The organism is Candidatus Competibacter denitrificans Run_A_D11, from assembly GCF_001051235.1.
GTDB classification, from domain to species: Bacteria; Pseudomonadota; Gammaproteobacteria; order Competibacterales; family Competibacteraceae; genus Competibacter_A; species Competibacter_A denitrificans.
Window position 1 is genome coordinate 53,380 of the sequence record NZ_CBTJ020000114.1, and the last position, 7,116, is coordinate 60,495.

Below are 7,116 nucleotides of genomic sequence, written 5' to 3' on the forward strand. Positions count from 1 at the left end.
TTTCATGCCAGAATTGGGTGCCAAAAATTTAAAAACCAAAAATCAATAAATTATGGTTAGGGGTGCGGAATGTAGGCTGAAACGTAAACTGCTAGGAATGCGGGGCGACCACGGCGCCGATGGGGAAGCCGATGATCGCACCGCCGGACATCCCCTGCGGCGCTTTGCCGAGTTCGGCATTTTGCCGGGCTACGAATTTCCCAACGAACCCTGCACCCTGCGCTTGCGGAATGATCCGCACGAAGAAGACCCCATCGCGTTGGAGCGGCGCTTCGGTATCGCCCAATACCAGCCCAACGCTAGCGTTCATGCCCGTGGTCATCGCTGGCGGGTGGTCGGTTTGGACAATGCCTCGCCCTGGAACCCCCAGTCACCCCATCCCGACTGGGTTTATGTGCGCTGTGGAGACTGCGATCTGTGCTATGCCGTGCAGCAACATGGCTACTGTCCCCGTTGTCGCTCCACGACGATTCCCGTCAACGATCAGCGAGGATTGCCAGGCCATGAGTTCGGCGGATTTATCGCAATTCGGGACGATACCCCGGTTTTGGAAGAAGAAGATCGCTACGCCTTAGCTGCGCTGGTGTCCTGTCATCCGCAATGGAATGGCCGGTGCATCCACCGTTTCCGCCTGTCGACTGGTTGGAACGCTGAACTGAGGGAGGAAGAGGAAATTCGCTGGCTGAACGAGTGGAAACCGGCCAGCGCTGCTGAACGCGAGGCCGGGGCGCCGCAATTGCATGAGAACGCACATGGTTTCTATCTCTGTCCGGTCTGTGGACGAGATTTGAAAATGCCAGAGGATCAAAACGCCTCGCAACGGGGCGGACGCTCGCGAAGCCGCCAGACCGAGCAGAACGACCCGTATGGGCATACCAGAGAATGCCTGCAGCGGGGACAACCCCCGCAGGTCTTAGCCATTACCGCCCGCCTCTTGGCCACCACTTTACGGCTGATCGTGACCTTGCCACCGGACTGGGAAGCCGAAGATTACCAGCGGTGGGGTTACTCACTGGGCTATGCTCTACGCACCGGGATGCGCCATCTGTTCATGCTGGATGGCTCGGAACTGGAATTTGAGCTGGAGCCGATGTGGAAGATCCGCGAACCCGCGCCTCACTGGAAAGGGATGTTGACGTTTATCGATACCGCTGTGGGCGGCAGTGGTTTTCTGGAACGGGCCGCCGCGCAATTTCATCAGGTCGCGGCACAGGCCATGGACCACTTGGATCACGTGGATTGTGAATCAGCCTGTTATCGCTGCCTCAAGTCCTATAACAACCAGCGGCATCATCAGCACTTGCAATGGCCGCTCATCCTGCCCGACCTGGAACACTTGAGCCAATCAGCGCCCGTGACTTTGGAAACAGAAAAATCTGTCCAGGATGATCCCAAGCCCTGGCTGGAAGCCTATGCTGCCGGGGTCAGTTCGCCGCTGGAACTGAAGTTTTTACGTCAGTTTGAGCAATACGGGTTGCCGGTGGACAAGCAGGTTCCGGTCGCAGCGAATGCCGGTGAACACCCGATCAGCGTGGCGGATTTTGTCGTAGTCTACCTAATATAGCAGTCCTATTCAGGTTGTGGAATTTTAAAAATATTTTAAAATTTTAGTAAAAACTCTGAGGAGAATTTACGATGTTAACGCTCAATGATATCATTGACTCTAACGAAAACCTTGAAATGAAAAGAGCACTGGCGGTAAAAATGATTCTTCTTGACTTCAGGACAGAAGACATTTGTGCTGTATTAGATGTATCGGATTCTTTTGTCAGTAAATGGAAGATCATTTATGAAGATCAAGGAGCATCTGCGCTACAACTTCATTATAAAGGAGGTACCGGATTTTTAACGGAAGCGGAACGTGAAGTCGTGATTTATCATTTAAAAAATCAACCTCACTGCACGGTTGAAGAACTTAAAGATTACATTGAACGTCACTATGGCGTGGTCTATCAATCTCGGCAGTCTTATTATGATCTTCTGAAAGAAGCCCACCTGAGTTGGCATCGGACGCAGGCGGTGAATCCGAAACATGATGAGGCACAAGTGCTGTTCAGGCGGCAGGAAATCAACGCGAAACTGGAGGCGCATCAGGCGGAAATCGTATCCGGTGAAGTGATTGTTTTTGTTGAAGATGAGTGTCATTTAGTGTGGGGAGATACGCTGGGTTATGTGTGGGGTCGGCGGAATGAAAGGACGGAGGTGCCGATCCAAAACGTGAAACAAAGACAAAGCTATTATGGGGTGCTGAACCTTGACAACCAAGAGTTTATTCTTAATCCGTATGCCTCTGGAAATGGAGAATGCACGGTGGAATTTATCCAGTATTTGCGAGGGCTTTATCCAGATAAGAAATTGATCATTATTTGGGATGGAGCGACCTATCATCAGGGTAAAAAAATGCAGGCTTATTTGAGTCAAGTGAACCAAGGACTTGAAGAAAAAGATTGGAAAGTCACTTGCCTTTTATTGGCATAGTCTCGCTAATAGTGAACCCCACATCGCCAAGGGGTTTTTTCTTGGATAGTCCATAAAAATCAATTATTTGACAAGCATTTTAACGAGTTTAGTCATTAGCAGGACTATAACAGGGACTCGCACCGCTATTTACATCGACGGCGTGGCTTTTCATCGTGGTGGTCAACGCCTGCGCCGGGATCGAATCATTCGGGATCAATTGCGTAATGGTAATTTGTATTGGCGGGTCGTGGCATTGACAGCGAAGGATTTAAAGAAAGGGGGGCTACTGGTGAAAGAATTGGAGGTATTAAATTCTGTCAAGAATTGAGGATGAAAAATATCTATTGTTCGGTGACGGCCCAGTACTGATGGGCATAAAAAATCAATCCAAGGAAATCAAATGTCGATTGAATTACAATTTTGGTGCCAACAACGCTATCGTGATCGTTACCATCGACTTCGAATTCTACCCGTACCGGGTGGAAGCCATGCTCTCTGGCTCGACGATGGTCGTGTACGTGCAGTGGTCAGTAAAAATAACCCTCCTGCCGACAGTTTTAATGCGTTACAGTTAGCCCTTTTCAGAAATGAAGAGAATGAAGATAAACCGCAGTGGTTTTTACGAGAGGGAAAAGCTTGGTCGCCTCTTGACCAAGAGGAAGAAGCATTAGATCTATTGGATGCGGCTGACGTTGAACCAGATAATAACCTGCGGAAACTTGTGATAGAAGCGATTGAGTATGACCACAAACAACAATTAACGGGGAATCTCTTAGCCGGTTTTGTGAAGCGACTGGATCAGCAATTTCCACGCGCCGAGTTATATCTTTTCGAACTGCTCCAGAACGCAGTGGACGAAGGTGCTCAGCGTGTATCGTTTGAGATCCGTGATGGAGCACTGGTTTTCCAGCACGACGGTGAGGCATTCAATGCCAGTGATGTACTTGGACTTTCAGCCGTGGGAGCGACAGGAAAATCGGGCCGAACAATTGGTTTCATGGGGTTGGGATTTAAGTCGGTTTATAGCCGGTTCGACCGAGTCGTGTTGTGTGACGGCGAGTGGTCATTCTTCTATGAGCGCCCCGGTGAGACACTCGATGGGGGCTGGAAGTTTCTACCTAAGTGGTGCGATGCAATTCCGCCAGAAAATGGATTTCGCTGCCGCTTCGATTTCTCGCGCGTAAAAGGTAGCCCAAATGCACTGACAGAAGACATTAGCAAGCTCGACGATGTCATCCCCGTGCTTCTCGCACGGCGCTCGCTGAGAAAAGAAGGCGATGTCTGGGAATTGAATTGGAATGGAAGGAGAATCCGGGTGGCGCGCGAGAGTGATGGGCCATCCGGCGTTGAATACTTCAACTTGGTGGATTCAGGTAAGCGACGCCGGTGGTTCTTTCTCGGTACCTGTTGGACGCCCTCTGCCGAGGCTATCAAGTCTTGGCGGGATTTTCGAGATGACCCGCATGGTGATCCCGGGGAGCAGGAGCTTGCGCTCTTTGCCGAATTGGATGAAAAAGACAATCTCCTCAACGGGCAGACAATCGGCGTGCTCCATGCCGTCTTGCCCACTGCAAAGACCCTCCCGCTCGGCTTCAATCTACAAGCCAACTGGCTCCTGCAAGCCGATCGTCAAGGCCCGATGTCCGCGCGTGACAACGCTTGGAACGCAGACATCGTATCGCACTTGCCAGACCTCATCGTGGGACTACTACAATGGATCGCGGATGGGAAGGGGCCAGAGGAAATCGAGGAGCCGTACCGGCGTTTGCCGAAGCTTCGTATAACCACCGATGGGCGGCCAGTGCTTGACATCCTGGATATCCAAGTTGATTTCTCTCCAGTCACTGCTGCGCTTCGCACATCACCCTTGGTACCGAGCTTGGATTCTCCCGAGCCCGAGCTCGAAAATCCACAATCAGGAAATTCCATACCTCCAGCAGAACAGGACCGATCCATGGCTCGGCGATGGGTCGTCCGTCCTGAGATGTGCGTCTACAAATTTGTACGTGCTGATGAATGCCGGTATTTACCGGATGCTTTCTTATCGGAATTGGCGCCACAATTCATCCGCTCTTGGCTCGGTGGATTCCCACCGTTTGCCCTTTCGATGGATAAAGATTCTGGAAATTTCTTCCGCTCGACAGGGATCATACACGAACCGAGTGATCAGGAATGGGATTCGGCAGCGGCCAACTATCAATCTATCCTTCAGTCTCTTCCGTCCGACCGCGTCAGAGCTTGGGTTGCAATCCATATAGTGGCGACAATACTACGGTGCAGATACGAAGAGTACGCACCGCCAGATAAAATCGCGATCCTTCCCAATGGGAACTGGCAGCTACGCGGTATGGATGACTTAGTGCCCCCACCTCGACAATATCTTCAATTAGAAAAAAATGCCCGCGAAATTCTTGCACCCGACCTGGAGAATACGCCTGCGCTGGCGCTCATGCTGGCACTTGTGGCTCCACCGTCTGAGAATGAACGCGATAATAATGATGCACAAGCGGTAGCCATGAGATTCTGGCCGAGAGGTAGCGAGAAGCGACTGCGGGATATCACTGAATCATTCTTCACTGGACTTGCAAGGAATACGTCCGTGTGGAATACCGATCCAACGGATCTTATCCGTTGTGTCGTGACTGTGACCGCAGCTCTCAGACCGCTACCAGCCGGCCATGAAGCCGTGACCCACGTCCTCGCGGTAGAAAGTGGGCACCGACGGCTCTTGCCAAAGGGTGAGGTTTGGGTGGGAGATGCCTATGGCTTTCCTCATATCGAGGTAGCGGCATCGGGCAAAATTCCACTCGTTGCCTCAGATTATGGAAACGACTCTGAGTGGCGTAAGTTCTTCGGGTCCCTATGTCAAACGCGACTGGAACCAAAGTGGGAGATTCTCGAAAAATTCCACGCTAATTCAAGTCGCATTTTTCATTATCTTACGGGACAAAGATATCCAGGCCAGAGACATACGACACTCGATTTGCCATTTAGATTAGGAAGTGGGCAACGTGATGATATCCATATACTGGGTACCAATCTCCAGCCATGGGAAGATATCCTAAAAGATGGTGAATTTGACCTTGTACGTGCCCGCGCATTCGCTACCACAGTCGCCCAAGGAAAGTATTCACCCGACGCTTTTGATGGTCGTGAATTCTCACCTATCAAAGTATACGTCACTTGGGCTGCTAGCATGTATAAACGTGCATACGAAGGTAGCAGAAAAAATCCGCTGTGGATTTGCTTATTACGGGACCGACCTTGGATACCGACTAGCGAGGGGTGCGTGGTCCCCCCGAGAGATGTACTGCTGCGGCCGGATCCACACAATCCAGACGCGCCGTTCGCCGACCTGGATGATGCCGTCCGAAGGGGACTGGAACCTCTTGCGGCGGTCGTCAACTTTGGCGAAGCCGTGCCACGGCCTGGCCCGCTTGCTGTACTGTTGGGTGCATCCCAGCGCCCGGAAATTTCAGATCGGGCACTGGTAACCCTATGGCATGATGTTCTTGGTGACGATGATCTCGACGTCAAACTCTTGCGGGATCGCGCCAGCGTTCTGGAATTGATTCCTGTCAGTAATCCCTGCCGTGATGGGAAGCGTCGGATAACATCGAAGCGTTTGGTGGTCGCCGGCAACTACGATTTTGGCGGATTCCTTGCGGCCGTAGCCGACACTTTGTTGGCGGATAGCGCTAATCGCCTGGCAGAACTTCTGGACATTCCCAAGCAGCCAATAGCCTACCAAGCTGTCGACTACCTGGAGTGGGTATGGGCGCAGGAGCCACCTGATGTCGAGGATGCAGTCGTGAGTGCCTGGCGCACGATTGTAGCTGAGCCGTCGGAGTGGCCGCAGATTCGGAAACACCTTGAACGTGGAGCGGTAAAGCTCTTCTGTCGTCAACCGGGGGCTCGTCGCGGCGTTTGGCTACCACTGCCAAGCGCGCATCCTCACGAGCCAGTCTGGAACGATGCCCCAGACAAGGCGGCATGCTTGCATGCAACCGACGGGATCTGGCTGGAGGCCTGGATTTCTCGAAGGAAACATGATTTCAACGTTGATGATCTCCTTAAAATCCTGGATATCAGCCGCCTTTCCGATGATCGCTTCCATCTCACCGTTCATCACTCCGGGGGCAAGCCCATGCCGGAGGAAACTGATCGACTTCATCAGATTACTCAGGCTGTACGCGCCCTCCGCGAAGAAGAAGATCTTCTCACCACCGATCTCGTTCTCCGTTCTGCCCAATCCATCAATAGGACATTCCGTATCGGTGATGCCGATCCGCGCGTGGAGCAACTCGACGCAACATGGGATGGTAAGGAATACCTATATGTCGTGGGCAATCGAGCCGCGGCATGGGCAACTGACCTCCGACCATTAGTCCAGCAGGCCCTTGGGCTTGGAGGCAATGCTCGGGCGCTTCGGCTCCTGGACCTTATCCCTCTTCTCGACGATCCGGAGAACTTCAAGCGAAAATTCGATCAGCTCTGTCGTGAATTGGATGTACCGGTCGACACTTTCGGAGAGGCTGAAAGCCCGAAGACTAAAAACGGCCCAGAGGAAGACGTCAGGTCTCGGGGGCCGCATGGCCCAGAGGAAGATGTCAGGTCTCGGGGGCCGCATGGCCCAGAGGAAGACGTCAGGTCTCG

At 52.3% G+C, this 7,116-nt stretch carries 3 protein-coding genes; all 3 read left to right on the plus strand.

The annotated features are described in order from the left end of the window. The first annotated feature begins 97 nt into the window (after positions 1-97). Positions 98-1,564: a DUF1998 domain-containing protein gene (locus BN873_RS18220; protein ID WP_048677056.1), complete on the plus strand. Its 1,467-nt coding sequence runs from the start codon at positions 98-100 to the stop codon at positions 1,562-1,564. A 71-nt stretch (positions 1,565-1,635) separates the two neighbouring features. Next, on the plus strand, positions 1,636-2,478 hold the full coding sequence (locus BN873_RS18225) for an IS630 family transposase (RefSeq protein ID WP_048677058.1): 843 nt from the start codon (positions 1,636-1,638) through the stop codon (positions 2,476-2,478). A gap of 382 nt (positions 2,479-2,860) precedes the next feature. After that, positions 2,861-7,116, plus strand: a 4,256-nt coding sequence (locus tag BN873_RS18235) for a sacsin N-terminal ATP-binding-like domain-containing protein (protein WP_374727178.1), incomplete at its 3' end; no start/stop codon positions are given.